The organism is Paraburkholderia sp. BL27I4N3, assembly GCF_003386115.1.
Lineage (GTDB): Bacteria > Pseudomonadota > Gammaproteobacteria > Burkholderiales > Burkholderiaceae > Paraburkholderia.
This window is the reverse complement of record NZ_QREJ01000001.1, coordinates 5,288,858-5,313,578: the sequence shown is the minus strand read 5'-3', so window position 1 is coordinate 5,313,578 and position 24,721 is coordinate 5,288,858. Positions and strand designations below refer to the sequence as shown.

Annotated in this window: 22 protein-coding genes; 13 read left to right on the top strand and 9 right to left on the bottom strand. The window is 61.3% G+C overall.

Annotation, left to right across the window (positions count from 1 at the left end; all coding sequences use genetic code 11):
* Positions 1-159: 159 nt before the first annotated feature.
* The 4 genes from B0G71_RS24210 to B0G71_RS24195 are packed head-to-tail and all read right to left on the bottom strand — an operon-like array spanning position 160 to position 3,456.
* Complete coding sequence (locus tag B0G71_RS24210; RefSeq protein WP_116144777.1) at positions 160-603, bottom strand: MaoC family dehydratase; 444 nt, start codon at positions 601-603, stop codon at positions 160-162.
* Positions 600-1,793 carry a CaiB/BaiF CoA-transferase family protein gene (locus B0G71_RS24205; protein ID WP_116144775.1) on the bottom strand — a complete coding sequence of 398 codons (1,194 nt, stop codon included), beginning with the start codon at positions 1,791-1,793 and terminating at the stop codon, positions 600-602. The genes B0G71_RS24210 and B0G71_RS24205 overlap by 4 nt, the downstream gene beginning before the upstream one ends.
* A 44-nt stretch (positions 1,794-1,837) precedes the next feature.
* Complete coding sequence (locus B0G71_RS24200) at positions 1,838-2,983, bottom strand: acyl-CoA dehydrogenase family protein (RefSeq protein WP_116144773.1); 1,146 nt, start codon at positions 2,981-2,983, stop codon at positions 1,838-1,840.
* A 47-nt stretch (positions 2,984-3,030) separates the two neighbouring features.
* Positions 3,031-3,456: a MaoC family dehydratase gene (locus B0G71_RS24195; protein ID WP_116121631.1), complete on the bottom strand. Its 426-nt coding sequence runs from the start codon at positions 3,454-3,456 to the stop codon at positions 3,031-3,033.
* A gap of 421 nt (positions 3,457-3,877) precedes the next feature.
* Here B0G71_RS24195 and B0G71_RS24190 point away from each other — a divergent pair, with 421 nt between their 5' ends.
* From B0G71_RS24190 to B0G71_RS24160, 6 genes are all read left to right on the top strand, one after another.
* A complete protein-coding gene (locus B0G71_RS24190; RefSeq protein ID WP_116144771.1) occupies positions 3,878-4,909 on the top strand; it encodes a TRAP transporter substrate-binding protein in 1,032 nt (343 codons plus the stop codon).
* Positions 4,910-4,921: 12 nt separating this feature from the next.
* Positions 4,922-5,455, top strand: a complete 534-nt coding sequence (locus tag B0G71_RS24185) for a TRAP transporter small permease (RefSeq protein WP_116144769.1) — start codon at positions 4,922-4,924, stop codon at positions 5,453-5,455.
* 11 nt (positions 5,456-5,466) lie between these two features.
* Positions 5,467-6,738, top strand: coding sequence for a TRAP transporter large permease (locus B0G71_RS24180; protein WP_116144767.1), 1,272 nt, complete (start codon positions 5,467-5,469; stop codon positions 6,736-6,738).
* Between the two features lie 107 nt (positions 6,739-6,845).
* Complete coding sequence (locus B0G71_RS24175) at positions 6,846-7,679, top strand: enoyl-CoA hydratase-related protein (protein ID WP_116144765.1); 834 nt, start codon at positions 6,846-6,848, stop codon at positions 7,677-7,679.
* A gap of 159 nt (positions 7,680-7,838) precedes the next feature.
* Positions 7,839-8,621 (top strand): ABC transporter substrate-binding protein, encoded by a 783-nt coding sequence (locus B0G71_RS24170; RefSeq protein ID WP_116144763.1) that lies wholly within the window; start codon positions 7,839-7,841, stop codon positions 8,619-8,621.
* A gap of 1,120 nt (positions 8,622-9,741) precedes the next feature.
* Positions 9,742-11,391: an MOSC domain-containing protein gene (locus B0G71_RS24160; RefSeq protein ID WP_404935483.1), complete on the top strand. Its 1,650-nt coding sequence runs from the start codon at positions 9,742-9,744 to the stop codon at positions 11,389-11,391.
* A gap of 89 nt (positions 11,392-11,480) precedes the next feature.
* Here B0G71_RS24160 and B0G71_RS24155 read toward each other — a convergent pair whose 3' ends face one another.
* The 4 genes from B0G71_RS24155 to B0G71_RS24140 all read right to left on the bottom strand — a co-directional run bounded on the left by B0G71_RS24155 (position 11,481) and on the right by B0G71_RS24140 (position 14,049).
* Positions 11,481-11,666 carry a hypothetical protein gene (locus B0G71_RS24155; RefSeq protein ID WP_116144756.1) on the bottom strand — a complete coding sequence of 62 codons (186 nt, stop codon included), beginning with the start codon at positions 11,664-11,666 and terminating at the stop codon, positions 11,481-11,483.
* Between the two features lie 413 nt (positions 11,667-12,079).
* Positions 12,080-12,463 (bottom strand): hypothetical protein, encoded by a 384-nt coding sequence (locus B0G71_RS24150; RefSeq protein WP_116148847.1) that lies wholly within the window; start codon positions 12,461-12,463, stop codon positions 12,080-12,082.
* Positions 12,464-12,606: 143 nt separating this feature from the next.
* Positions 12,607-13,077 carry a BON domain-containing protein gene (locus B0G71_RS24145; protein ID WP_241974959.1) on the bottom strand — a complete coding sequence of 157 codons (471 nt, stop codon included), beginning with the start codon at positions 13,075-13,077 and terminating at the stop codon, positions 12,607-12,609.
* A gap of 30 nt (positions 13,078-13,107) precedes the next feature.
* Positions 13,108-14,049, bottom strand: coding sequence for a hemerythrin domain-containing protein (locus B0G71_RS24140; RefSeq protein WP_181916816.1), 942 nt, complete (start codon positions 14,047-14,049; stop codon positions 13,108-13,110).
* A 236-nt stretch (positions 14,050-14,285) separates the two neighbouring features.
* Between B0G71_RS24140 and B0G71_RS24135 the strand changes: the two genes are divergently transcribed.
* Positions 14,286-16,985, top strand: a complete 2,700-nt coding sequence (locus tag B0G71_RS24135) for a LuxR C-terminal-related transcriptional regulator (protein WP_116144752.1) — start codon at positions 14,286-14,288, stop codon at positions 16,983-16,985.
* A gap of 197 nt (positions 16,986-17,182) precedes the next feature.
* Positions 17,183-18,307, top strand: coding sequence for a porin (locus B0G71_RS24130; protein ID WP_116144750.1), 1,125 nt, complete (start codon positions 17,183-17,185; stop codon positions 18,305-18,307).
* A gap of 77 nt (positions 18,308-18,384) precedes the next feature.
* Here B0G71_RS24130 and B0G71_RS24125 read toward each other — a convergent pair whose 3' ends face one another.
* Entirely contained in the window at positions 18,385-19,386 is a 1,002-nt protein-coding gene (locus tag B0G71_RS24125; protein ID WP_106277903.1) for an AraC family transcriptional regulator, read from the bottom strand.
* A 206-nt stretch (positions 19,387-19,592) separates the two neighbouring features.
* On the opposite strand from B0G71_RS24125, the gene B0G71_RS24120 reads away from it, so the two are divergent.
* The 5 genes from B0G71_RS24120 (at position 19,593) to B0G71_RS24100 (ending at position 24,718) form a co-directional block, all read left to right on the top strand.
* Positions 19,593-20,648, top strand: a complete 1,056-nt coding sequence (locus tag B0G71_RS24120) for a 3-keto-5-aminohexanoate cleavage protein (RefSeq protein ID WP_116123771.1) — start codon at positions 19,593-19,595, stop codon at positions 20,646-20,648.
* 152 nt (positions 20,649-20,800) lie between these two features.
* Complete coding sequence (locus tag B0G71_RS24115) at positions 20,801-22,120, top strand: MFS transporter (RefSeq protein ID WP_116144748.1); 1,320 nt, start codon at positions 20,801-20,803, stop codon at positions 22,118-22,120.
* Positions 22,121-22,299: 179 nt separating this feature from the next.
* Positions 22,300-23,280 carry a quinone oxidoreductase gene (locus B0G71_RS24110; RefSeq protein WP_116144746.1) on the top strand — a complete coding sequence of 327 codons (981 nt, stop codon included), beginning with the start codon at positions 22,300-22,302 and terminating at the stop codon, positions 23,278-23,280.
* Positions 23,281-23,290: 10 nt separating this feature from the next.
* Positions 23,291-24,139, top strand: a complete 849-nt coding sequence (locus B0G71_RS24105; RefSeq protein WP_116144744.1) for a TauD/TfdA family dioxygenase — start codon at positions 23,291-23,293, stop codon at positions 24,137-24,139.
* An 18-nt stretch (positions 24,140-24,157) separates the two neighbouring features.
* On the top strand, positions 24,158-24,718 hold the full coding sequence (locus B0G71_RS24100; protein ID WP_116144742.1) for an alpha/beta hydrolase: 561 nt from the start codon (positions 24,158-24,160) through the stop codon (positions 24,716-24,718).
* Positions 24,719-24,721: the final 3 nt, after the last annotated feature.

Here is a 24,721-nt window from a genome sequence, read left to right as displayed (position 1 = left end):
GGTTTCTCCTTCGCCGGTTCGGCATCGAACGTAGTGTAATTGTAATTAGCAAAGCGGCGTGACGGCTGTTGTCGAAAACCCGCACCGGTCGACCTCGCGTGCGGATTGTCAGTTCCCTCGCGTGCGGATTGTGAGTTCATGTGTCAGCTCATCTGTCACTCATTCGAAACGCAATTCCTTTAGCGCCGACAGTCCGCTCAGCACGGGTTTGCCGTCCTGATTGCGGACCATCGTGTCCATCACGAGGATGCGCTTGGCGGGTTTCTTCTCGACTACCGTCACATGGATTCTGATCGTATCGTCGATGAAGACGGGTCCGAGAAAGCGCAACTCCTGCCCGACGTAGACGAAGCCGGGACCGGTCAAACCGGTATGTGTCGTCGACACCAATGCGGCGGTTAGCAGGCCGTGCGCCACGCGCTGGCCGAACGGCGAGCGTGCCGCGAAGTGCTGATCCATATGCAAGGGATTCAGGTCGCCCGACAGATGGCCGAAAGCGTTCACGTCACTTTCCGCGATGGTGTGCACGAGTGTCTGACAGCGGCCAATCCGGATGTCGTCAAAGCGCAGCATCTCGTGGCGCTGAGTCGGAAGAATGTTCATGCGGTTCTCCGCCCGGTCAGCGCCGCGCCGGCTTCGACCAGCGTATCGATTTCTTCCGGCGCGTAGCCCAGTTCGGCGAGCACCTCGCGGGTGTGTTCGCCTTGCCGGGGCGGCTGACGGACGAGCGGCGGTGCCGCGCCGTCGTACCGGACCGGATGCGCGAGCAAACGGATCGGCCCGGCCTGCGGATGGTCGACCGCCATGATGATGCCGTTGTGCGCCACTTGCGGATCGACCTCGACCTGATCGTAGTCGTTCACGGGCGCGTACCAGATGTCGTGCGCGTCGAAGGTCGTCATCCAGTCGGCCGTCGTACGCGTCGTCAGCGCGTCGTATACGATGCGGTTTAATTCGTCGCGGCGGCGCACGTTGTCCTTCGGGTGCGAAAACCCGGCGAGCATGGGTTCAGACAAGGCCGCCGCGAGCTTCTCAGTGGGCGTCAGCGAAATCGCGATCCAGCCGTCGAGAGTCCGGTAAATGCCGTAGGGTGCCGGATGGAACCGGCTGCCGGTCGGCGGGTTTGTGCGCGGCCAGAGTGGCCCCTTGTTCAGGTAGTAGGTGAACGGCTCGATCTGAAGATCGAGCGCCGCGTTGAGCAGATTGCTTTCGACCAGCGTGCCTTTGCCGGTACGTTCCCGCGCCTGCAAGGCGACGACCACGCCGAAGGCCGCCAACGCCGCCGCATGCTGGTCGACGATCGCGGATCCGACTGGCGTGGGCGGGGAATCGGCTTCGCCGGAGAGCATCGTCATGCCGCTTATGGCCTGCAACAGCAGGTCCTGCCCCGGGCGCTTGAGATATGGCCCCGATGGCCCGTAGCCGGTGCACGAACAGTACACGAGCCGCGGATTGATCTCGCGTACATCGTCGTAACCGAAGCCCATGCGCTGCAGGACGCCTGGGCGGTAGTTTTCGATCAGAACATCGGCTTCCTTGATTAGCCGCCAGACGATCTCTCTCGCGCGCTCGTCGCGCAGATCCAGCGAAATGCTGCGCTGGTTGCGATTGCCGAGCAGGAAGAACATGCTCACCCCTTCGACATACGCATCGAAGCCGGTCCAACTGCGCTCGAACGCGCCGCCCGGCGGTTCGATCTTTATCACGTCGGCGCCGACGTCGGCCAACATCTGCACGGCAGCGGGGCCCTGCAAGAAGTGAGTAAAACTTAGCACCTTGATGCCTTCCAGCATGACTTGTCTCCTGAGCGCGTGTCCGTATCTGTTTGACTGAGGGCTCAGGCAAGCAGGTTTCGCGAAATGATCATTCTTTGAATCTCCGAGGTGCCCTCGACGATCTCCAATACCTTGGCGTCGCCGAATGCGCGCGACACCGGGTACTCGCTCATCACGCCGTACCCGCCATGTATCTGCAGCGCCTGATGAGCCGCCTCCATCGCGCGCTCGGTGGCGAAGAGCTTGGCCATCGACGCCTGCTGATCGAAGCGAACGCCCGCATCTTTCAGCGCGGCGGCATCGTAGAGCATCAACCGCGCGGCGTGCGCGTGGGCCGCCATGTCAGCGATCTTGAACTGCAGCGCCTGGAACTCGGCAATCGGCTTGCCGAATGCGCGCCGCTCCTTCATGTACGCGATCGACCGATCCAATGAACCCTGCAGGATGCCTAGCGCGAGCGCGCCGATCAGGATTCGGCCCGTGCTGATCTGGGCGAGCGTCTGTCGCAAGCCCGCGCCGCGTTCGCCGAGCAGGTTGGCGGCCGGGATCGCACAGCGCTCGAAGTACAACTCGTAGGTGCTCGATGCGCGCCAGCCGATCTTGCGCAGCTTGCGCCCGTAGCCGAAACCGGGGGTGCCGTTGGGCACGATGAAATTGGAAATTTCCTTGCGGCCGTCAGGGCGCGTGCCCGTTACCGCGGCGATGACGACCGGTCCGGTCACTTCCGTGCCAGAGTTGCTGATGAAGGTCTTTGATCCATCGATGACCCATCGGTCGCCTTCCAGCGTCGCACGCGTCGCGATGTTGGCCGCGTCGGAGCCCGCGTTGGGCTCCGATAATCCGATCGCGCCGACCTTGCGGCCGTCGAGAATAGGGCGCAAATAGCGGTCCTTTTGCTCATCGGTGCCATAGTTGGATAGCAGGCTCGCGACCGTCGAATTGGCCATGAGCGAGTTGGCGATTGCGCAATCTACCCGTGCGAGTTCTTCCAGCACGATCACATAGGAAAGCCATTCGCCACCGCCGCCACCCCAACTCTCCGGATAGGGCAGGCCTGCGAAGCCGAGCTTGCCAGCACGCGTCCAGATTTCGTAGGGAAAGGCTTCCGCTTCCCAAAGATCTTCCGAGACAGGAGCGATTTCGTTTTCCGCGAAACGGCGCACGGCGTCACGTATCGCGGTGTGTTGTTCGTTTAACCAATGCGGCATGTTCGACTCTTTGAAAAGCGGGAGAGGAGTTAAAGGCAGGCTCTGTGTTAAAGCACCTTCAGATAGGTATCGCCCGATGCGACCACCGTGCCGTCCTGGCGCGTGACCTCTGCTTTGAACACGCACAGGTTGCGATCGTCGTTCTTCTCGCGCAACGTGAGCCGGGCAGTGACCGTGTCACCGATGAATACCGGCGCGTTGAACGTGATGTCGTAGCGGTAAGAAACCGCACCGGGGTTCGGTGCCTTTTGCGCCATATAGCCCATCACAGTCGATAGGAAGCCGACCGAGAGACATCCTTGCGCGATGCGCTTCTCGAAGCGCGTGGTTTTGGCGAATTCCTCGTTCAGATGCACGGCATAGAAATCGCCGACGATTCCGGCGAAGCCGTAGATGTCGAATTCAGTTACGGTCTTGGCGAAATCGGCAGTGTCGCCGACCGCGTAACAATCCATGTGCGGGCGTTTGGCCATGGTGGTTCTGAAAGTGAGAGTCAGTTGAGGAGCCGGCCTGTTCCATGTTGATGGGCGCCGGCGGGCGTGACTCAAATTTAATCAGTGCGGGTTGCTGACCGTTAGGACGGTTTGGGCGAATGCTTGGACTTTTTTGACTGCACGCACGCGGTGATTTCAGTCTTCATCGATCCGCAAGGAGCCCGCGGATAGCCGCCGGTCTCCCACGAGTCAGTATCGCCAAGGGTTTCCACCGTGTGCGCCGGATAGATCGCCACACAGGGCGGCAGACGCTTGCTATCGAAGAGGCCGTAAAAAAGTACAAGAAATCGGGCGACCGGTCCTAACGCCCGTTGCGTGCACTCGCGAATACTTGAAGCGCCTGCAGACGGATCGACCTGATGCAGCGCGGAAATTACATTCCAGTATGGAAGGAGACGAGATGAAATCATTCTTTAGCGCGCGCCGCGCAGGACGCGCCGTGATGGTGGGTACGCTGCTCGCAGCAGGCGTCGTTGCCGCAAGCGTTGCCCGTGCCGACGAGCCTATCGTCATGAAGCTGGGCCACACCCTCGCGCCGGACAACCACTATCAGCTGACTGCCCAGGTGTTCGCGAAGGAGGTCGCGCAGCGAACCCACGGCAAGGTCAAGATCGAGATCTTTCCGCAGTCACAGCTCGGCGGCGAAGTTCAGATGGCGCAGGCGCTACGCACCGGCACCCAGGAGCTCATGATTTCCGCACAGGCGCCGATCGGAAACACGATCAAGCAGTGGCAGATTTTCGACACGCCTTATCTCTTTAGCAGCATCGACGACGCCAACCGGGTTCTGCAAGGACCGGTCGGCCGCAAGTTCCTCGACATGATGCCGGCGGTCAACATGATCGGCCTGACGTGGCTTTCGGTGGGCGAACGCAATCTGTTCACGGCGAAAAAGCCGGTCGGCTCGCTTGAAGACATGAAGGATATGAAAGTGCGAGTGATGCAGAGTCGCGGCTATATCGCGGGCTATAAAGCGCTGGGCGCAAACCCGACGCCACTGCCTTATAACCAGGTATTTCTGGCGCTTTCGCAAGGCCTGGTCGACGGCGGCGATACCTCCCCGGAGCAGTTCATCCAGGACAAATTTTCGGACGTCGCCAAGCATTACTACCTGACCCACGTGAACTACCTGCCCGTGGTGCTGGCAATGGGCAAGAGCGCCTGGACGCGTCTTTCGCCTGACGAACAGAAGGCGTTTCAGGCAGCTGCCGCCGTCGCCGCGGATTATGACGTGAAGGAATACAAGCACGAGTACGACGACGCGCTCGCGACGATGAAGAAGAACGGCACTCAGGTGAGCGGGATCGACACGGCGCCGTGGGCCGCCGTGACCGAAAGGGCACGCCAGAGCCTGCTCAGCGACATCCCCGATGGCCAGGCGCTTTATCAGGAAATCAAGGCGGTCGACAAGTCTGCTGTCGCTTCGAAGTGAAGGGAGAGTGCGATGGAAAAGCTCGCCCGTAATCTCCTCTTTATCGACGACCTGGTCCTGAAGATCACGCTATTCCTCTGCGGCGGACTACTTCTCATGATGGTGCTCGTCGCTGGCCTTGGCGTGGTCTTTCGCTTCATCCTGCACAACTCGCTGTCGTGGTCCGACGAGCTCGCGGCTTATCTGTTCGTGTGGCTCACATGCCTCGGTGCGGCGGCGGGAGCCAAGCTGCGGGTTCATCCGGAGGTGCGGGTGCTGGCCGACCGTTGTCCGCCCGCTTTCGCGCAGACACTGGCGGACTTGACCGACTGTGTCGTTCTCGGGCTCGGCGTGGTGTTCGTTATGTACGGTGGCGACATGCTGGAGCTAATGGGCACCGAAACCGCGACCTCTCTGCCGATCTCGATGGTGTACCCGTACCTTTCGATTCCCGTCTGCGGCGCGTTGCTGGCCTTTCATTCCGCGGTGCGAATCGCGGTTTCCCATCTCGCGCCCGGCGCGCAAACGAGGCCGTCTCTGTTGCAGGGCGTCTCCGAACATATCTGAGGTGAATCAACATGTGGGCACTCGCTCTGGGCGCCGGGTTTCTCGGCTTGGGTGTACCGGTGGCCATTTGCATCGGCATTGCGGCGACGATTGCATTGACGCTAAATGGAACCCCGCTGCTGGTGATTCCGCAGCAGTTGTTTTCGAACCTGAATAACGTCGGACTGCTGGCCATCCCGTTCTTCATGTTGACAGGCGCAATCATGGATGCGGGCGGCGTCTCGCGCCGGATCATCGACTTTTCGCAGGCGCTCGTCGGGTTTATGCGCGGCGGCATCGGGCAGGTGACGATCGTTGCGAGTATGTTCTTCGCCGACCTCTCCGGTTCGGCGACGGCGGATACCGCAGCGATCGGCTCGGTCATGATCCCCGGGATGGTGAAGCAGGGGTATTCACGCGCGTTCGCGGTCGCGCTGCAGTCGGCAGCGGGCTCACTCGGACTGCTGTCGCCCGTGTCGATGAGCATGCTCGTGTACGCTTACACCGCCAACGTTTCGGTCGGGACGATGTTCGTCGCGGGGATAGTGCCGATGCTGCTGGTGGTCGTTTCCTTCATGCTCGTGAACTACGTGACTGCCGTGCGCCAGAACTATACGGCGGTCGAGGCGTTCTCCGCCAGGCGGCTGTGGGCCACCTTCAGACAGGCGATCTGGGCATTGCTGACGCCCGTGATCATTCTGGGCGGCATCCTCGGCGGCGTATTCACACCGGTTGAAGCAGGTGTCGTCGCGGCGCTCTATGTGACGCTGGTGAGCGCTTTCATCTTCAGGTCGCTCAAGCTGTCGCACTTCAGGGAAATACTCACGCGCACGGCTATCAATACCACGCGGGTATCGTTTCTTCTCGGACTCGCGTTCGTGCTCGGCCGCTATCTGATTGAGGCGCAAATTCCGTTGCACGTCGCCAACAACTTCCTCGCCGTGACGACCAGCGCGTTCGTGTTGCTGATCCTGATCAATCTCTTCCTTCTGGCAGCCCATACGGTACTGGAAACCATTTCGAGTATCGCGGTGGTGATTCCTGTGTTTCTACCGCTCGTCGTGCAGATGCATATCGACCCCGTCGTGTTCGGCGTCATCGTACTGGTCAACTCGGCCATCGGCATCAACCTGCCACCCATCGGTTTCTGCCTCTTTACGGCGGCGTCGATCGGCGGTGTGTCAGTCGAAAAGGCGACTCGGGCGATCCTGCCATTCATCTTCGCGCTGGCGGTCGACCTGCTGCTGATCATTGTCTTCCCGCATATCCCGCGCTTTCTGCCCAACCTGCTGGCAATCAAATAACACGAGGCCGATGGGCCGCCGGCTGCACGCCTTTGGCCCGGGCTCCACGACCGCCGTAAGCGGCGACTGTTCGCGCGCATAGCGATCGAATTAGCGAGAGGCTCATCATGAACACGGCTCACATCGAGCGAAGCGGCGCGGCGCCGGTCCTGCTGGCCGCAGGCGAGGACCTGCAGTACCTGAAGCTGGAACAACCAGCTGAGTTCGTCTGGCTGATCACGTTGAATCATCACGAGAAGCGCAATGCGCTGTGTGTGGCGCTACTGGAGGAGTTGGCGCGCGTGCTCGCGGCAGCCGAGGTCAGCGACGACGTCAGGGCTGTCGTGCTTACCGGCGGCGAGCGTTTCTTCAGCGCGGGGGCGGATATTGCCGACATGGCGGCGCGCGGGGTCGCAGCGTATGCGGACCCGGTGCGCCTCGCGAGCTGGAAGGCGATTGAAACCTTTCCGAAGCCGCTGATCGCCGCGGTCAACGGCTTCGCGATCGGTGGTGGCCACGAGCTGGTGATGCTGGCCGATATCGTCGTCGCGGCGGACGACGCGACCTTCTCGCAGCGAGAGATCGTTATTGGCGCCCTCCCGGGCGATGGCGCCACACAACGCTTGCCGCGGGTGCTAGGCAAGACACTGGCGATGAAACTCGTGCTTACCGGAGAGCCGCTGACGGCAGTCGAGGCCGAGCGCCACGGACTGGTGACCGAGGTCGTACCACCGGTACGCAGCATCGCACGTGCGGTGGAGATCGCGTCGCTGATCGCCGGCCGCGCGCCGCTCGCCGTCCGGCTGGCCAAACGCGCCGTGCTCGATTCGTTCGAGACCAACCTTCAACAAGGCTTGCAGTGCGAGCATCTGGCGAATCTCGAAGTGTTCAAGACCGAGGATCGCGCCGAAGGCCACCGTGCATTCGTCGAGAAGCGGCCACCGCATTTCACGGGGCGCTGACCACTGGCGCGTCGCGCATGCGCCTCTCGACGGATTCTGCCGGTATTGTGGCCTGCACTAAACGATCGGTTGAGACATACTCCGCAGAGTCCGCCGTTCCTTACCGACTCATGGGATGCAACATCGCCGGTACCGGCGCTGCGATCACGAGGGGACACCATGAACAAGTTCAGCAATATGGTGATCGCGACGGTCGTCTCGTTGGGCGCGATCGGTTGCTCTGTGCCATCGTGGGCGCAGCAACCACTCAAGGTGGCGGGTCAGGACGTGCAGCCCTGGGTCTTCCACGACAAGAACTCGGACTCGCTCTCCGGCGTCTTCGTCGACCTGACAAACGCCATCGCCAAAGATGCAGGCCTGCCGGTCCAGTATCAGCTCATGATATTCGGCGACCTGATCCCTGCGCTGGCCAGTGGCAAGATCGACGTGATCGCCACCAATATGGCGATTACGCCCGCACGCGCTCAGCAAGTCGATTTCAGTGATCCGGTTTACAACGCGCCAACAGAAGTCGTTGTCGTCCCGGCGAACGACACGACGGCCTATCAAGATCTGGCAGACCTCAAAAATTTCCCGGTGGGCGCACAGAAGGGCAGCATTCAACTAGCGCTCCTGCAACGGATTGGCGGTTTCTCCGAAATCAGGATCTATGACACGCTGGAAGACGCGTGGTCGGCGGTCGTTTCAGGCCAGATCAAGGCAGCGGTGACTTCTGGCCCTGACACGATATACGCCTCTAAACACGGCCGACTTACGAATCTGCGAATTGTGAGCTCCTACCAGTCGCAGTCGCCAAAACCTCGGATCGGCATTGCGGTGCGAAAGGGAAATAGTGAACTGCTTGAAAGAATAAATCGCTCGTTGGCGAAGCTCGAAGCAGATGGCACGGTCAAAGCGATCTTCGTCAAAAATGGCGTCGACGATTGGGCGCCGCCGAAATAGGCCCGTTGCAAAGGATCGGGCTGCACGGGATCGCCGGTTAGGCTTCACTACACGCGCCAGATAAGCCGGTTAAGTATCAGACCGTGTGCGGCCAGTACCGGCCACGAAGTGTCATTCGCTTCGGCGTTCGCGATACGAAAAATCGCCGTCGGCGTCACCCCTTGATCGCGGCGATATGGAAGCGGTCGTCCACCAACGAGACTCGCAGAGATGGACATACCCGCTCCAAAGGAGGCGATGACATGACATGCACTGGTGGTGTGATGAAGCCCGATTTCGGCGATGAAAAGAACGCGACGAAGGATCGCTATGCCGAGGAGCCCGCCTGGACGACACGGTTTTCAAGTCGAACGCGGCTGCGGCAGGCCATCTGGTTGCCGCTGTGGTTTGCCGTATGGATGGTCGCGGCCCTCTCTCACATGGAATCTGGCCAAGCGACCCCGGCCAGCGGATTCACTGGCACGACCCTGGCCCAAGGAACTTTCGCCGAATTTCAAGTCATGAACCGCCTCACACAGGACCAGCTTCAGCGGTTTGCTCCTGGGTTCCTGGAGATACGTGGTCTTCATTCGAAAAGACCGAGGGGCCGTCAGACGTGTACATACAGACCAACACCTGGGCGCCGGGTGGAACCACTGGCTGGCATCGGCACCCCGGGCATAGCCTGATAGTCATCACGTCGGGACAGTTAACCGAGTACCACGCAAACTGTACGCCGCAAGTGTACGGGCCGGGCACAGCCAATGGCACGACATTGGTGGACGGCGGCAATGACGAACACCTCATTCGGAACGAAGGTTCCGTTGCGGCGACAGGCCTTGCGGTCCAGATTGTCGCCAAAGGTGCTCAGCGTCGGATCGACGAGCCGTCACCGAAGGCCTGCTCGTCGATCTTCTGATACCGTGTCCAGTACGCCGCCAGACGAATCACGGGAGAAGGCTCGAAAGAGCCATCGAACGTTACCGGTAATGCGATAAGGCGGTCCCAAAGATCGGAGCAAGACATGGCTCGGCTACTGTCAGTGAATGTTGGCCTTCCGCATGATATCGAATGGAAGGGCCGTACGGTTCATACGAGCATATGGAAGGAGCCGCTCACGAGCCGTTGCTGGGCGGCTCGTTTGAATCTGGCCGGAGACGGGCAGGGCGATCTCGCCGGGCACGGAGGTGAGCATCGAGCCGTATTCGTCTACCAGGCCGAATCGGCACGTTTCTGGAAGGAGCAGTTGAAGTGGCCTGATGTTGTCTATGGCCAGTTCTGTGAGAACTTCACGGTTGAGGGCATGCCCGATAGCGATGTATGCATCGGCGACCGGTATCGAATAGGTCATGCAGTGTTTGAGGTTACGCAACCTCGGGTGACCTGCTATCGCGTGGGTATTCGCGTTAATGAGCCACGTATGGCAGCTTTGCTTACGTCGAGCGGGCGGCCGGGATTCTACTTTCGCGTTCTGAAGGAAGGCGAGGTTGGGGCAGACGACGAAATAGTGAAAGTGGACGAAGCCGGCGAGCGCATGACGGTCACGGAGATCAATGCGCTCCTGTATTCCCCGCATCATCCTCGCGACCGCCTTGAGCGAGCGCTGCGGATCGACGCGCTTTCATCGGGGTGGAAGCGGTCGTTCGAGGCATTGTTGAGCAACTCCGTTACCGGCAAGACGGGAGGCAACGCCGGGCTCGCGCCTGCCTCGGCCGCTTATCCCGCCACACCGGGATTCCGTTCACTCACAGTCGTGTCTGTTGTGGTCGAGTCCGCCGACGTCGTTTCGTATTCCCTGCGGCGAGCGGACAGCCAGCCGTTACCGATGGCAAAGCCAGGCCAGTATGTTGTATTGCGTCTTCCGCAGGACGGTGGGAGACCGCCGCTTTATCGCAGCTATTCGCTCTCCAATGGTCCGTCAACGCTGGAATACCGGATCAGTGTGAAATTCGAAGAGGGGGGAGCAGCCGCCACTTATCTCCGTGATCGCGTGCGCGTCGGGGACGTAATCGATGTCAGCGCTCCTCGTGGAAGTTTCGTGCTATTGCAGAGCCCAAGTCCCGTGGTCCTTCTAAGCGCGGGTATCGGCGCGACCCCCGTTCTCGCCATGCTGAATACGCTGTCGTCGCAACGCTCGACGCGGCAGGTTTGGTGGTTGCACGCGGCTCGTGATGGACAGCATCATCCCTTCGATGCTGAAGCGGGGCGTCTCGCGGAGGCGCTTGCGCATTGCCGTCGGTATATCTGCTTCAGCAAGCCCGACGCCACGCGTGACCGGCAAGGAGTCGAGTACACGGAGACGGGTCATTTTTCAGAAGCCAGGTTAGCGGACGCGGGTATTCCGACGCAGGCCGATGTTTATCTTTGCGGACCGTCCCGCTTCATGGTCGATATGAAGGCGGCGCTGACGAATCTCGGGTTTGCAAAGAGGCAAATACACACCGAAATCTTCAATGGCCTGGAGTCGATGACTCCGGGGATCGTCGGCGATGCGATTCGTGCGCCTCATCTGCCTGAAAACCATGGCGCCACCGGTCCGATTGTGTCCTTTGCACGCAGCGGGATCGATGTGCACTGGGACGGTGTGGCCTACCAGAGCATCCTGGAGCTGGCTGAGGCGTGCGATGTTCCCGTTCGTTGGGCGTGCCGGACAGGTGTCTGCCACAACTGCGAAAGCGGATTGGTCTCGGGCTCCATAGCGTACAGTCCTGAGCCGATCGACAAGCCCGCAGATGGCAACTTGCTCATCTGCTGCTCGCAACCCGTTGGTGATGCGGTCATCGACCTATGAGCGGACTCTCAGTAGATAAAGTAACCGACGCGAAATCAAAGAGGCCCCATGTTGGCGAGGCCTTGAGCTACGAAATCACCGTGTTTCTGTTAGTACGTCACAGAAGCCCCGCTGCCAGTAAAGCTGTGCTGGGTAGGAGAGTCGTTTGCGTAGTCGGAAACCGCCTGGATGATGTTCACGATCTGCTGCGGCAACCTGCCGCCGCAGACGGCGGTCATTGCAGTACGATCCATCTCAATGGCTGCGGGGAGGTCTTTGATTACCAGTGTGTTCATGTCGATTCTCCGAGGGTGAATTGGTCAGTCAGGAATGTCAGAGCTTGTGTTGAGGGTGTCGTCACTCCTCAGTGAGGACCAAGGCAAAGTCCATGCCAAACGGCGACGCCGCCGCAAGCGACCGCGCAACTAGTTGAAAATGTTGGATTTTTAAGGGCGGTCAGTGCGAGTTGATAAACAGGCGTGCGCGCTACGGCCGGTGGGTCGAATCCAACTGTCCGCCTCGCGCTGTGGGTTGGATCGCGACATATGCGGTCCGCCTACGTACCCTGTGTTTGTACGATCTCATGGTCGCCATGCTGCGGTGGCCTACTATGGCGAATCCGCGCTCGGTCTTTTTGTACCGGACCTCTTGATAACACCTTGCTGAATCGGCGCTGACTCGCCATCGTCGACGCCGCTTTATTTCCCGTCTAATTGGTCCGGATGGACGCAGGACAGTCGGCACCAGCGGAACCGGTATTCTTCAGCGTAAGCACGAGCCTGCTTCCTTTGGTTGCCGTGATGATCTGTCCATAGCTGACGGTCGGGATGAACTGAATGTCCGGCGCAACTGCGACCGGAGGATTCTTTGTTCCGTCCACGGTCAGATCGAGTTCCACTGTGATCGAGTCGATAGCGAAGCCAAAGTCCTGCTTCCGTGCCGCCATATCCTTCCTGGCACTGCAAAGGCCTTCCAGAACCTGCTGCAAAGCGGTCGGAATATCGACTGACTTACCGGGCGGAATCGGCGGCGTGTTACAGCCGACGAGCAGAAATGGCAAGAGAGACAGGGGAAGATAGAAGTGGGCGCGCATCAAGATCCCCTCGTGGGCCGCATCAATTGCCACTATTCACCTGTCTTGCGCCCGGTACTGTTCGCTGCCGTACGGACGCGGGTCGTCGCGGCGGAACGCCGACGATCACGACGTCGTATTGCATCGACTCGCGCGGCAGGCGCTTACTGACCGAACGTCTTCGCAACCACGATCTGATTCTTGACCGATGTCACACCTGGGACCGCTTTCGCCACGACGGCCGCTGTGTCGATCTGAGGCGCGGCCGGCACGGTTCCGTAAAGTGTTACTGCGCCGCTTTTCGCTTTCACGCTGATGTTTGCGGCGTCGATGCTCTTCTCCTTGGCAATCGCCGTACGAACTTGTTTGGCCAGTTCGCGATTCGCTCGTTTTGCGGCTTTGGCATCGACTCCAGCCGATGCCGCTTTTGCAGATCCGGTTGAAGCCGCGGCTGTCTGGCCGGGCTGTGCCCACGTGGTGATAGACGTCAGCGCGATCATTCCGCTGACGGCCAAATTGAGTGCTGTTGCTTTTCTCATCGATTTATCTCCAGGTTTATTGGTTAAGTGTGACAGTTCGTTTTTCTGCAATCGCGGATCGACTGGAGCATGAAATGAGGTTTCCTTATCTTGCATGTGCGCTGTCAGGCCCGCAGTTCATACAAGTCAAGTTTGCCCCTTGGCGGAGTTCGCAGCCGTTGCGTCGAACGCCATTGCGATATCGTCCCAGTCCTCGTCTCGCAAATAGCGCCGCGCGATGGGTAGTACCACGCCTTCTTCCCGTCCCAGATACTCCCAGGTGAATTGCGCGTAAGCGGCTAGAGCCTGTTCAAGCCGGGCAGCCAGGACGCGCGGCGCCGAGTCGCGCCCGACCAGTTCGGAGAGTTCGGCCAATTCGTCGAGCAGTTGTTTGTCGCGCTGATGCCGGCATTCGAGTTCATCTAGCTCCGCATCCGCAACGGAGGTGCGCTCGCGCAGCCGTGGAAATAACCTGGCATCTTCCTTAAGACTATGCCGGCGTATCTGAAGATCACGCAGGCGTTCGACCGTTTCACGCATCGATATCGGCTCCGGCTGCTGACCGGCGGCGCGTGCTGTGCGGACCATGTCCAGCAGCGCGTGGACGGTGTCGGCGATGGTGCGGTGTTCGTCGAGGAGCCTGCCGATCGCGCGCGAGGTTGCCGGGCGACTGTCTGCGGCGAATATCAGGACTGCCACGTTGACCGTACCGGAGTCATCGGACGGTGCAGGCGCGACGTCGCCCGCTTCAGTCAGCCGTTGAGTAGGGGCGATGCAAATCAGGTCGCATCCGGACTTGATTGCCGCCGCGACGATGCTGTCGAACGACGTTTCCTCGCTGGCAGCGATGGACGAATACGGCACGCCTTGCGCGCGCGCTGCAGCCTCGGCCCGAGCCAGCAGTTCCAATGTGCGCTCCGTGAGGTTGCCTGCGCGCGAGGCCAGGCGGTGCAGCGTGGCAGCATGTCGGTACAAAATGGGCAGGAAGGTCACGCGCGCACCCATCGACTGCGCAAACGCGACTGCGTGACCGGTTGCTTCAATGCATGAACCCATATCTCCCACAGGGACGAGAAAGTGTCGGTACATGGTATTCCTCATGCTGCATTCAACGTTTGCAGTTCCTGCTGTCCAGTTTCGAGTTCGCCGGCTGGTTTTGCATCCGAGGTCTGTTGGAACTTATCTTAGTCCGCGGCCGGTTCGCTCACCCCTCCCACGAAGGGAGGGGGCTTGGAGTGTGCGGGTGGTACGCTTGAGCCTTCCCCTTATTTCGCTCCCCGCGGCAGCCGGAGATGGCCGTCAGGAGCCTCGACAGGCTCTGCAAGATGGCATCGACATCGACAAGCGCCGCTAGTGTAGCCACCGAACTGGTCCTGAAGACCATCGCGCCGCGCGCGCCGGCCCATTTGCTGATGCGTGAGCGGCTGGCCGCGCACGCGTTGCACTTCGGCGATCAATCCATCGCTCTTGTGCAAGCGCCGGCTGGGTATGGCAAGACTTCTCTGCTTGCGCAATGGCGCCGGGAAACCCTGGCGCGTGGTGCCGCGGTCGCCTTCCTTTCAGTGGATGAGCGGGATGATCCTCAGCGGCTCCTGCAAGGGCTCGTCCATGCCATGCGGGCAGGCTGCGCCCGCCCCGCGTTCGGACGATTGCTGCTTGACGGCGCCGTGGGGTCGGTCGGCGAACTGGACGCCGTGACCGCCTGGCTCGCCGAAGTCGCCCAATTTTCGGGCGATGTTCTGTTGATCGTCGACGAGGCCGACCGTCTACCCGAAGCCGGCCTCACTGCGCTGATCTATGTCTTGCACAATGCTCCGCCCAATCTTCACGTTGCCGTTGCCGCGCGCCGCAGAATCGATACGGCCGTTGCCGATCTGATCGCTTACGGGCAATGCATCCTGGTCGATCCCGAGATGCTGTGTTTTCGTCTCGAAGAGACGATTGCACTGATCGCCAACCGGTTCGGCTCGCGTTTCGACGCCGACGCGTGCGCGAGGCTGTTCGAGTTGACGGACGGCTGGCCGCTTGGGTTGCAACTCGCAATGGCGGCCATGGCGCGAGCCCGGGATCCCCGGCAGGTGGTGGAGACCATGGCGGCCAATCAGGGCGGACTGCGTGAACACCTTGTCGGGACGCTGATCGCGGAGCTTTCGTCGGAAGATACCGATTTCCTCACGCGCACCAGCCTGGTGGATTCGCTGCACCCGGAACTTTGTCAGGCGTTGACCGGAGACCCACAGGCACCGGAGCGGCTCGCGCGCCTCGTGCGTGAGACGCCCGTGTTCGTCACCTCCGAGGACGGCGCATGGTGCTGGCTGCACGCACTTGTGCGCGACGTCCTGCAAGGCCGTCTCGCTCATATGCCCGCCGCCGAACGGGCTGCGTTGCATGGCCGTGCTGCTGCCTGGCTGACCCGGCACGGCATGATCGAACAGGCAGCAAGGCATGCTCACGCCGCGGGCCAGCACCAGACTGCCTACGAACTGGCGGAGCGTTGCCTGCATGACGCAGTCAAGGAGGGACGCCTGACGGCGGTTCTCGAATGGCTTGATCTGCTCCCTGCGAATGAACTCGAGCGGCGTCCGCGTTTGTTGTTGGCAGCGGCCTGGGCATTGGCGCTGGGTGAGCGGCACAAGGAGGCGGAACTTCAGGTGCAGCGCGTCCTCGCCAGCCCCGGGGCCGACGCTCAACTGCGTTACGAATGCGCGCTCATCCTATGCGCGGCCGCCTATTACGCCGATGAGATCGACCGGTTCGTCGAGCTGTTCGCGCCTTGGGCCGAGTTCGCTCCCGCCGCCGATTCCTGGCTCGCCCAGGTTCATGCAAACCGCCTCGCAGTACGTGCGATTCTGCTCGGTCAGCCCGCACAGGCGCGTCGGTTCCAGCTGGCGGCAAAGCGGGCCGAAGTCGGCAAAGGGATCGGTTACGTGGTGCGCTGGGCCGATTACATCGTGAGCTTCAGCTACGTATGGGAAGGCCAGCTTGTGCTTGCCGAGGAGGTACTCCGTCCGGCACTGGCAAGCGCGGAAGCGGACCTTGGCCGCCGTCATCCGCTCTCGTGCATGTTTGCCACGACCTGCGCTGCGCTGAGCTATGAAGCCGATCGGGTCGACGAGGCCGCCGCCCTGCTGGCCAACCGGCTTGACATCCTGGAGCGAGGCGGCACGCCAGACACCGTGTCGCTCGCGTACCGCACCGCGGCGCGTATCGCAGCGGTCAAAGGCGACGAACACCGGGCGTTCGATCTCCTCGAGGCAATGTACGCGATGGGCGTGAGCCGGCGCCTGCCGCGTCTGTGTATTGCCAGCATGGCGGAACAGGTGCGCATTCACGCCGGCCGCTATCGCGCGCAAATGTGCGACGCGCTGGTGCGCCGTATCGACGCTATGGTGACCGAGGAGGGACCGAAAAGGGGGCCGCTGTGGAGGCAGTCGGTCGGGCTGCTAGTCGGGTTGGCGCATGCCGGCGCTGCCATCGCGGCGCGTCGCTGGCAGCAGGCGCTCGACGACCTCGCGCAGGCCGGCGAGGCCGCTCTGGCGATGAAGCTTGGTCGATATCAGATTGAAGTCATGGCGATGCGCGCCTTCGCGCTGGAGCAGTCCGGCGCGAACGGGCTCGCATTGCTTCGCGAGGCGATGAATCTCGCGCAGACCTTCCGTTTGACCCGTACGCTGGCCGACGCGCATCCTGCCCTCGCCGACTGGGCGCGGCGCGTCAGCGAAGAGCAGCCTGAATCCGGCGAAGTCGCTCACGCGATTGCGGCAGCGCGCGTAGCCGTGCCGCCACTGGGTCGCCAGGCCACCGTGCCGCGAGCTGTGCCGAGCGTTGTGCTGACGCCCAAAGAGCGCGAAATCCTCGAGCTGCTGGCGCGAAATATGTCGAACAAGGAGATTGCGGCTGCGGCCGCGGTGGGAGAGGGCACGGTGAAGTGGCACCTCAAGAATCTCTTTGGAAAGCTCGACGCCAGCTCGCGAAAGCATGCGGTTCGAAGAGCGTTGGTGCTGGGTTTGCTCGAAGGCGCATAAGTTCGCGCTGCGCGCTGTTCACCGAGATGTTCTGCCCCTCCCGCTTTGGGAGGGGCCTGTACGAGCTCCTTTACGTATTCTTCCCTGCACGACGCGCCACAATGCGGCGAATTCCGTCACACCTACGCGACTTGAGTTCATTGCGGGGAAGGGCTGGCTGGCCGCAGTCGAAACAAAACTATCAGGAAGGAGACAAAATGAAGATGAAACTGATCGGCGCGGCAGCGCTCGCCACATTCGCCTGCGCCGCTCAAGCGCAATCTTCGGTGACGCTTTACGGCATCCTCGATTCGGGCTTCCTGTATCAGAGTACTGCCGCAGCGTCGTTTAATCCGAAGGCGCCGAATACGGGATCGGTGTACCGGCTCAAGGACGGCGGCATTTATTCGAGCCTGTGGGGAATCAAGGGTAGCGAAGATATCGGCGGCGGCTATCACATCAATTTCAGGCTCCAGGGTTCGTTCGACAGCAGCACCGGCAAATTCGGCCTTAGCGATACACCAGGTGTCGCGGCTGCGTTCAACCAGTTTGCGACCGTCGGCGTATCGGGACCGTTCGGCACGTTCAACGCGGGCCGGCAGATCATCCCGATGATCTATGCCATGGCCGAGACGGATGTACGGTCCTCCCAATACTTCGGCAGTATCCTGACCGCGTGGCTGGGTATAAACCAGTCGGCCGGTTGGCCTGGCACCAGCACCAATGCGCCAATCGGCGCACTGTATGACAGCAACGCGCTGGTTTACCAGTCGCCCTCTTTCGGCGGTGCTTCGATCGGATTGGAGTACGCACCCGGCGGCGTGGCGGGCCAGTTTCAGGGGGGAACGCGCGAGTCCGCTGTGCTCAAATACGCGAACTACGGTCTGAGCCTGTCCGCTGTGTACTACAACGGACACGATACGAATCCGGCTCCCGGTGCGCCATTGACCGGCCTCGACAACAACCAGTTCGTGTATCTCGGCGCACTTTATACGCTCCACGGATTTTCGGTGTCGGCGTCGTACAGCAACGGCAGGAATCCTGCGCATTCCAATCAGGTCAATATCGATCTGTTTTCCGCGGGCTTGGGTTATCGCTTCAACCCGACGCTTCAGGTGACTTCGGGTCTCTACTACCTGAAAGACAAGAATAATTCGGCAAATCGTTCGACGGAAATTGCGCTCGGAGCCGAATACAAGCTCTCCGTCAGAACCATGGTTTACGGTCAGGTCGGTCACGTCGTGAACAAGGGGACCATGAACCAGACGATCGTCTACGGTCAGCCGGTGGCGCCAGGCCTGACAACGACGGCGGCCATGATCGGCTTGCGCCATAGCTTCTGAACCAACGGCGCATGTGGCGTTGTGCCGTGTCGCATGGGCCATCGCGGCATCCGGTTGCACCACGACGCCATACGTTTTCACTTCCGGTGGCGACTGCGCCAGTCACGGGGCGTCAGACCAAAACGCTTCTGGAACCAGACCGTAAACGCCCCCTGGTTTGTGTAGCCCAACAGGGCTGCGACCCGGCCGATCGGATAACGCGGGTTGAGCAGGTAGCGCACGGCGAGATCGCGCCGAACTTCTTCAACGATGCCCGAGAAACGGGAGCCGGCTGAATCAAGCTGGCGCTGCAGGGTGCGCACGGTCAGATTCAGTTGTCGCGCCACCAGTTCGATTGAAGCCTGACTGAGGGGCAATAGCAGGTAAATCGTCTTGCGCACATCCAGCGCAATAGAATCTGCCGCCGTATCGTTGAGCGGATTGGCGAGGCTTTCCGCATAACGGACCAGCACGGGGTCTGCATTCGGATTCGGATAATCGAGGTCCGCTGCCGCACAAACGAATCCGTTGAAGTCGCTTTCGAATGTGATCGGACAGCCGAAGAACCGGCGATGGAAGGTCAGGTCAGGCGGCGCCGCATGGGTGAAATGCACACTATGCGGTTTCCAGTGGGCACCGAGGAGCGCGCTGGAATGGCGGGCCAGCACGCCGACGGCCAGTTCGATCGCCTGGACTGTCCGGGTGCCCGGTTCGGCGACAATCTCTTCGCGGATCGTCACCGTGTCGCCGGTCGTTTCGACGTAAACACCCAGCGCTTCGTTGAGCAGATAGCGGTACTGCGCCGCCGCCAGTAGCACCTCGCGGAGCGTGCGCTTGTGGGCGAGCAGAACGTTGACGACGCCACTGCCGAACTGCTGGCGGGTTTGCGCGATCCGCAGCCCCAGTGTCAAACACGACGCTTTCTCCGCAGTCGCTTCGAGCAACCGGCAGGCACCGTCAGCCGGAATCCGTTCCTCGGGGTTCGCCAGCGCCACGGCGTCGAGACCGACCGCCTGCACAAGCTCGTAGGGGTTCAGACCCAAGCCTCTCACCACGTCGAAATACCCGTGCAGTGTCGACGACCTCACCATGCTTTGCACTCGACCTCCTTTCATTCCTCACGCGCGAAGTCCATTGGCGCGGGATTGGTGTTAACGCGCGGTGTCGTCAAATCATAAAACAATGTCGTCGGAAACGAAATCCGTATCACCGGATTGCCGTATCTTCGCCTTACTGATCTATTTCCTGACGCGTCGACATGCACCCGGCGCCGAAGAAAAACATCCAACTATTTCTGGAGGAAACGATGCAATTTCTCGACGACTCGCTGCACCCGGAGAATCAGCACAAGGTAGTCATTACGACGGCTCCGTACGGACCGGAATGGGCGCCTGAGGATTTTCCCGAAGACATTCCGGTGACGATGGAAGAGCAGATCCAGAAGGCCGTCGACTGCTACAACGCGGGCGCGACCGTGCTGCACCTGCACGTGCGCGAGCTGGATGGCAAAGGCTCGAAGCGCCTGTCGAAGTTCAACGAACTGATCGCGGGCGTGCGCGCCGCCGTGCCGGACATGATCATCCAGGTGGGCGGCTCGATCTCGTTTGCACCGGAAGACGACGGCCAGGCCGCGAAGTGGCTGTCCGACGACACGCGTCACATGCTGGCCGATCTCGACCCGAAGCCCGATCAGGTGACGGTCGCGATCAACACCACGCAGATGAACATCATGGAATTGCTCTATCCGGAGTACCTGGAAGGTACGTCGCTGGCCAATCCTGCGCTCATGGCCGCCTATAGTGAAATGACGGTGCCCGCGGGACCGGCCTGGGTTGAGGAACATCTGCGCCGCCTGCAGGCATCGGGCATCCAGCCGCACTTCCAGCTCACCGGCATTCATGCGCTCGAAACGCTCGATCGCCTGGTACGCAAGGGCGCCTACAAGGGGCCGCTGAACCTGACGTGGATCGGCATCGGCGGCGGCTTTGACGGTCCGAACCCGTTCAACTTCTTCAACTTCGTCCACCGCGCGCCGGACGGCGGCACGGTCACGGCCGAGTCGCTGTTGAAGAACGTGTTGCCGTTCAACATGATGGCGATGGCCATGGGCCTGCACCCGCGATGCGGAATCGAGGACACGATCATCGACCAGCACGGCAATCGAATGAGCTCGGTGCAGCAGATCGAGCAGTGCGTGCGCGTGGCACGCGAACTGGGCCGTGAAATCGCGAGCGGCAAGGAAGCGCGCGAGATCTACAAGATCGGCGTGCAATACAAAACGGTGGACGAAACCCTCGCCGCCAACGGCATGGCGCCGAGTCGCAAGGCAGGGGTGAAAAACCTGCCCCTACGCGCCGCGTAACTGGGTGGACTCGCCAACGGCACGGTATTCCGCGTCGATGGTGATTGAAGAAGGAGGCTCCCCGGCACGCATCGGGGGGCGACACAAATATCGGCCCCTTTTGTCCATCATGGGAAAAGGGCGCCGGACGCGCGAGACGCGGAGGAGACGAAATGCTTTTACAGCATGCTGAGCCCACGACGGGCGATCTTTCAACAACACAATCCGGGATACCGGCCTACGCATGGGTGGTATGCGCGCTCACGATCGGCCTGCTGCTTTCCGACTATATGTCGCGCCAGGTTCTCAACGCGGTCTTTCCGTTTATCAAGTCCGCGTGGAATCTCTCTGACACGAAGCTCGGCTCGCTCAGCAGCGTGGTGGCACTCATGGTTGGCGTGCTGACCTTTCCGCTTTCGGTTCTCGCGGATCGCTGGGGCCGCGTCAAAAGCATTGTACTGATGGCGGCGCTGTGGAGTCTCGCGACGCTCGGATGTGCCATCTCGACGACTTACGGCGAGATGTTGCTCGCACGCGCGTGTGTCGGTATTGGTGAGGCAGCCTACGGAAGTGTGGGCATCGCGCTGGTCCTGAGCATTTTTCCGCCGCGTCTGCGCGCCACGCTCACCGCCACTTTCATGGCAGGCGGCGCATTTGGCTCCGTGATGGGCATGGCGCTGGGCGGCGCTGTCGCGACCCACCTTGGATGGCGCTGGTCGTTCGGCGCGATGGCTTGCGTCGGTATCGCGCTGGTTGTCATTTACCGTTGTGTTGTCACGGAGAAAAGGCTGGCGGCACTGCAGCCGGCGACCGCCGGGCACAAGGGTAACCTCGGCGTGCGGATGAGCTTCCGCGCGCTGATGAAGGGGCTGTTTTCCACAAAGGCCGTCGTTTGTGCCTATGTGGGCAGCGGTATGCATCTGCTCGTGCCGGCGGCCGTGTGGTCATGGATGCCGAGCTTCCTGAATCGCTATTACGGCATGGCGCCGGATAAGGCCGCCGTGCATGGTGCGGTGTTCGTACTGGTGACTGGCCTTGGCATGATCGTGTGCGGCTGGCTCTCCGACCGGCTCAACAGGAAGGTCGTACAAAGAAAGTGGCTGACCGCGATCGTGTACTGCTTGTTGTGCTGCGTCCTGCTCGGCATCGCTTTCCAACTGCCGGCCGGCCGGTTGCAACTCGTCCTGATCGGTTGCGGCATGTTCTTCTGTGCCGGCGCGACGGGGCCCTCGGGCGCCATGGTGGCGAACCTTACCCCGCCGTCGATCCACGCTTCAGCATTCGCCACCCTGACACTGGCCAACAACCTGCTGGGGCTGGCGCCCGCGGCTATTCTCACAGGCATCGTCGCCGACCGGATCGGCTTGCTCGGCGCCTTGCAACTGGTCCCGCTGGCGCCGCTGTTCGCGGCGATCGCGTTTGCCATTGGCCGTCGCAGCTACAGGCGCGACCTCGACCTCGTGAATACACTGCGTGAGAAGGCCTCGCTCTGAGCGGCTCTCTCGCGCTTGCCGCATCGTCCGCTTGGCGAAGCGGCGGCGCGGTCGGTTAAATCCGGTCAATAAAGCAGTACCTGGACACTTGCGGTAATCGACGCCTTCGCCGGGACGTAACGTTCTCCGGCAGGCGCAATCCCCTTCTGTAAATCGAGCAATAAACTGGAGAACGAATCATGGCGAAAGCAGTCCGCTTTCATGAAACCGGCGGCCCTGAGGTCTTGCGTTACGAGGACGTTGAAGTCGGCGATCCGGGGCCGGGGCAGGTTCGCCTGCGCCATGAAGCAGTGGGCCTGAATTTCGCGGACACCTATTTCCGCTCCGGACTGTATCCAGTTCCGCTGCCTGCCGGCATGGGCGTGGAAGCAGCCGGCGTGGTCGAAGCAGTGGGCGAGGGCGTGACGAACGTCGCGGCAGGTGATCGTGTCACCTACACGGGCTTTATCAACACGCTTGGCGCCTACAGCACGGAGCGCCTGTGTCCGGCGGCACCGCTGATCAAGCTGCCTGACGGCATTACCTGCGAGACGGCGGCAGCCATGACGATGCGCGGCTTGACCTCGTCGTATCTGATGCGGCGCATCTACGACTTCAAACCCGGCAATACGATTCTGCTTCATGCGGCCGCGGGCGGCGTCGGGCTGATCGTATCGCAGTGGGCCAAGCTGCTGGGGCTCACGGTGATCGGCACGGTTTCGAACGAAGCCAAGGCGGAAGTCGCCCGCGCGCATGGCTGCGAACACACCATCAACTACAGCCATGAAGACGTCGCCGCGCGCGTACGCGAGCTGACCGATGGCGTCGGGGTCAATGTGGTGTTCGACAGTGTCGGCAAGGATACCTTTGAAGCGACTCTGAATTCGGTCAAGCGCCGCGGCCTGATTGTTTGCGTCGGCACGGCATCGGGGCCGATTCCGGCATTCAATCCGCAGATCCTGGCAATGAAAGGATCGCCGTACCTGACCCGTCCGGCGCTCGCCGACTACATCGCCGACCCCGCCGAAAAGTCGGACCTGGCCGGGGAAATCTTCGGCCACGTTGCGGCTGGCCGTATCAAGATCGAGATCAACCAGCGCTATGCGCTCGAAGATGCCGCGCAAGCGCACCGTGATGTCGAATCGCGCAAGACAACGGGTTCATCGGTCTTCGTCATCTAAGGAGGGCACCATGCTTGTCGAACAACTCACTAACGCCATTGGCGCCGAACTGGTGGGTGTCAAGCTCGCCGACGCGATCCACGACGATGGCCTCTTTGCAGAGATCCGGGCGAATCTGCTCAGGCACCGTGTCCTGTTCCTGCGCGATCAGGACATTAGCCGTGCTGAGCATGTTGCTTTCGCGCGCCGCTTCGGTGAGCTGGAGGACCACCCGGTCGCGGGCAGCGATCCAGAGCATCCGGGCCTCGTGCGAATCTACAAGTCGCCGGATCAGCCCAACGACCGCTACGAAAACGCGTGGCATTCCGACGCCACGTGGCGCGAAGCCCCGCAGTTTGGCGCCGTGCTGCGCTGCGTGGAATGCCCGCCCGTTGGCGGCGACACGATGTGGGCGAACATGGTGCTCGCGTATGAGAACCTGCCCTCGCACGTGAAGGAGCAGATCGCCGAACTGCGCGCACGTCACAGCATCGAAGCGAGCTTCGGTGCGGTGATGCCGATCGAGAAGCGGCATGCCTTGAAAGCCCAGTATCCCGACGCGGAGCATCCGGTCGTGCGCACGCACCCCGAGACGAGCGAGAAAGTGCTGTTTGTCAATGCGTTCACCACGCACTTGACGAACTACCACACGCCGGCCCGCGTGCGCTTTGGCCAGGACGCCAATCCGGGCGCTTCCGATCTGCTGCGTTATCTGATCAGCCAGGCGTACATCCCGGAATACCAGGTGCGCTGGCGCTGGAAGCCGAACAGCATCGCCATATGGGACAACCGCTCCACGCAGCACTACGCCGTGATGGATTACGCGCCGTGCCATCGAAAGATGGAGCGAGCCGGAATTATTGGCGACAAGCCGTACTAACCTGAAGGACTCAGCGTCGTGACGCTCAATACCGCACCTACCGTACTCATCGTGCCCGGTCTGCGTGACCATGTCGCCGAACACTGGCAGACACTGCTGCAGGCTCGTCTTCCCAAAACGGCTTCGGTGCCGCCGCTCGAGCAGGACAAGCTCAGCTGCGCGGCGCGCGTCGCGGCGCTGGACGAGGCCATCGCGAAGATCGATGGCCCGATCGTACTGGTCGCTCACAGCGCCGGCGTCATGATTACCGTGCACTGGGCGCGGCACCGCAACCGCCCGATCCAGGGCGCGCTGCTGGCCACGCCGGCGGACCTGGAAGTTCCCATGCCCGCCGGTTATCCGACGCTGGACGTGCTCGAAGAACACGGGTGGCTGCCGTTTCCGCGCAAGCCACTGCCGTTCCCGAGTATTCTCGGCGCCAGCCGCAACGATCCGCTTGCAGGGTTTGATCGCGCTGCCGGTATGGCGGCAGACTGGGGCAGCCGTCTCGTGGACCTCGGCGAAGTCGGGCACCTGAACCCCGCGGCCGGCTATGGCGACTGGCCGCAGGCGGACACCCTGATCCGCGAGCTGATCTGACAT

Bases quoted from the DNA above. Each gene is read 5' to 3' on its own strand.
- B0G71_RS24210 (WP_116144777.1), bottom strand. From the start codon at position 603: ATGAACATTCTTCCGACTCAGCGCCACGAGATGCTGCGCTTTGACGAC.
- B0G71_RS24205 (WP_116144775.1), bottom strand. From the start codon at position 1,793: ATGCTGGAAGGCATCAAGGTGCTAAGTTTTACTCACTTCTTGCAGGGC.
- B0G71_RS24200 (WP_116144773.1), bottom strand. From the start codon at position 2,983: ATGCCGCATTGGTTAAACGAACAACACACCGCGATACGTGACGCCGTG.
- B0G71_RS24195 (WP_116121631.1), bottom strand. From the start codon at position 3,456: ATGGCCAAACGCCCGCACATGGATTGTTACGCGGTCGGCGACACTGCC.
- B0G71_RS24190 (WP_116144771.1), top strand. From the start codon at position 3,878: ATGAAATCATTCTTTAGCGCGCGCCGCGCAGGACGCGCCGTGATGGTG.
- B0G71_RS24185 (WP_116144769.1), top strand. From the start codon at position 4,922: ATGGAAAAGCTCGCCCGTAATCTCCTCTTTATCGACGACCTGGTCCTG.
- B0G71_RS24180 (WP_116144767.1), top strand. From the start codon at position 5,467: ATGTGGGCACTCGCTCTGGGCGCCGGGTTTCTCGGCTTGGGTGTACCG.
- B0G71_RS24175 (WP_116144765.1), top strand. From the start codon at position 6,846: ATGAACACGGCTCACATCGAGCGAAGCGGCGCGGCGCCGGTCCTGCTG.
- B0G71_RS24170 (WP_116144763.1), top strand. From the start codon at position 7,839: ATGAACAAGTTCAGCAATATGGTGATCGCGACGGTCGTCTCGTTGGGC.
- B0G71_RS24155 (WP_116144756.1), bottom strand. From the start codon at position 11,666: ATGAACACACTGGTAATCAAAGACCTCCCCGCAGCCATTGAGATGGAT.
- B0G71_RS24150 (WP_116148847.1), bottom strand. From the start codon at position 12,463: ATGCGCGCCCACTTCTATCTTCCCCTGTCTCTCTTGCCATTTCTGCTC.
- B0G71_RS24145 (WP_241974959.1), bottom strand. From the start codon at position 13,077: ATGCAAGATAAGGAAACCTCATTTCATGCTCCAGTCGATCCGCGATTG.
- B0G71_RS24140 (WP_181916816.1), bottom strand. From the start codon at position 14,049: ATGTACCGACACTTTCTCGTCCCTGTGGGAGATATGGGTTCATGCATT.
- B0G71_RS24135 (WP_116144752.1), top strand. From the start codon at position 14,286: ATGGCATCGACATCGACAAGCGCCGCTAGTGTAGCCACCGAACTGGTC.
- B0G71_RS24130 (WP_116144750.1), top strand. From the start codon at position 17,183: ATGAAGATGAAACTGATCGGCGCGGCAGCGCTCGCCACATTCGCCTGC.
- B0G71_RS24120 (WP_116123771.1), top strand. From the start codon at position 19,593: ATGCAATTTCTCGACGACTCGCTGCACCCGGAGAATCAGCACAAGGTA.
- B0G71_RS24115 (WP_116144748.1), top strand. From the start codon at position 20,801: ATGCTTTTACAGCATGCTGAGCCCACGACGGGCGATCTTTCAACAACA.
- B0G71_RS24110 (WP_116144746.1), top strand. From the start codon at position 22,300: ATGGCGAAAGCAGTCCGCTTTCATGAAACCGGCGGCCCTGAGGTCTTG.
- B0G71_RS24105 (WP_116144744.1), top strand. From the start codon at position 23,291: ATGCTTGTCGAACAACTCACTAACGCCATTGGCGCCGAACTGGTGGGT.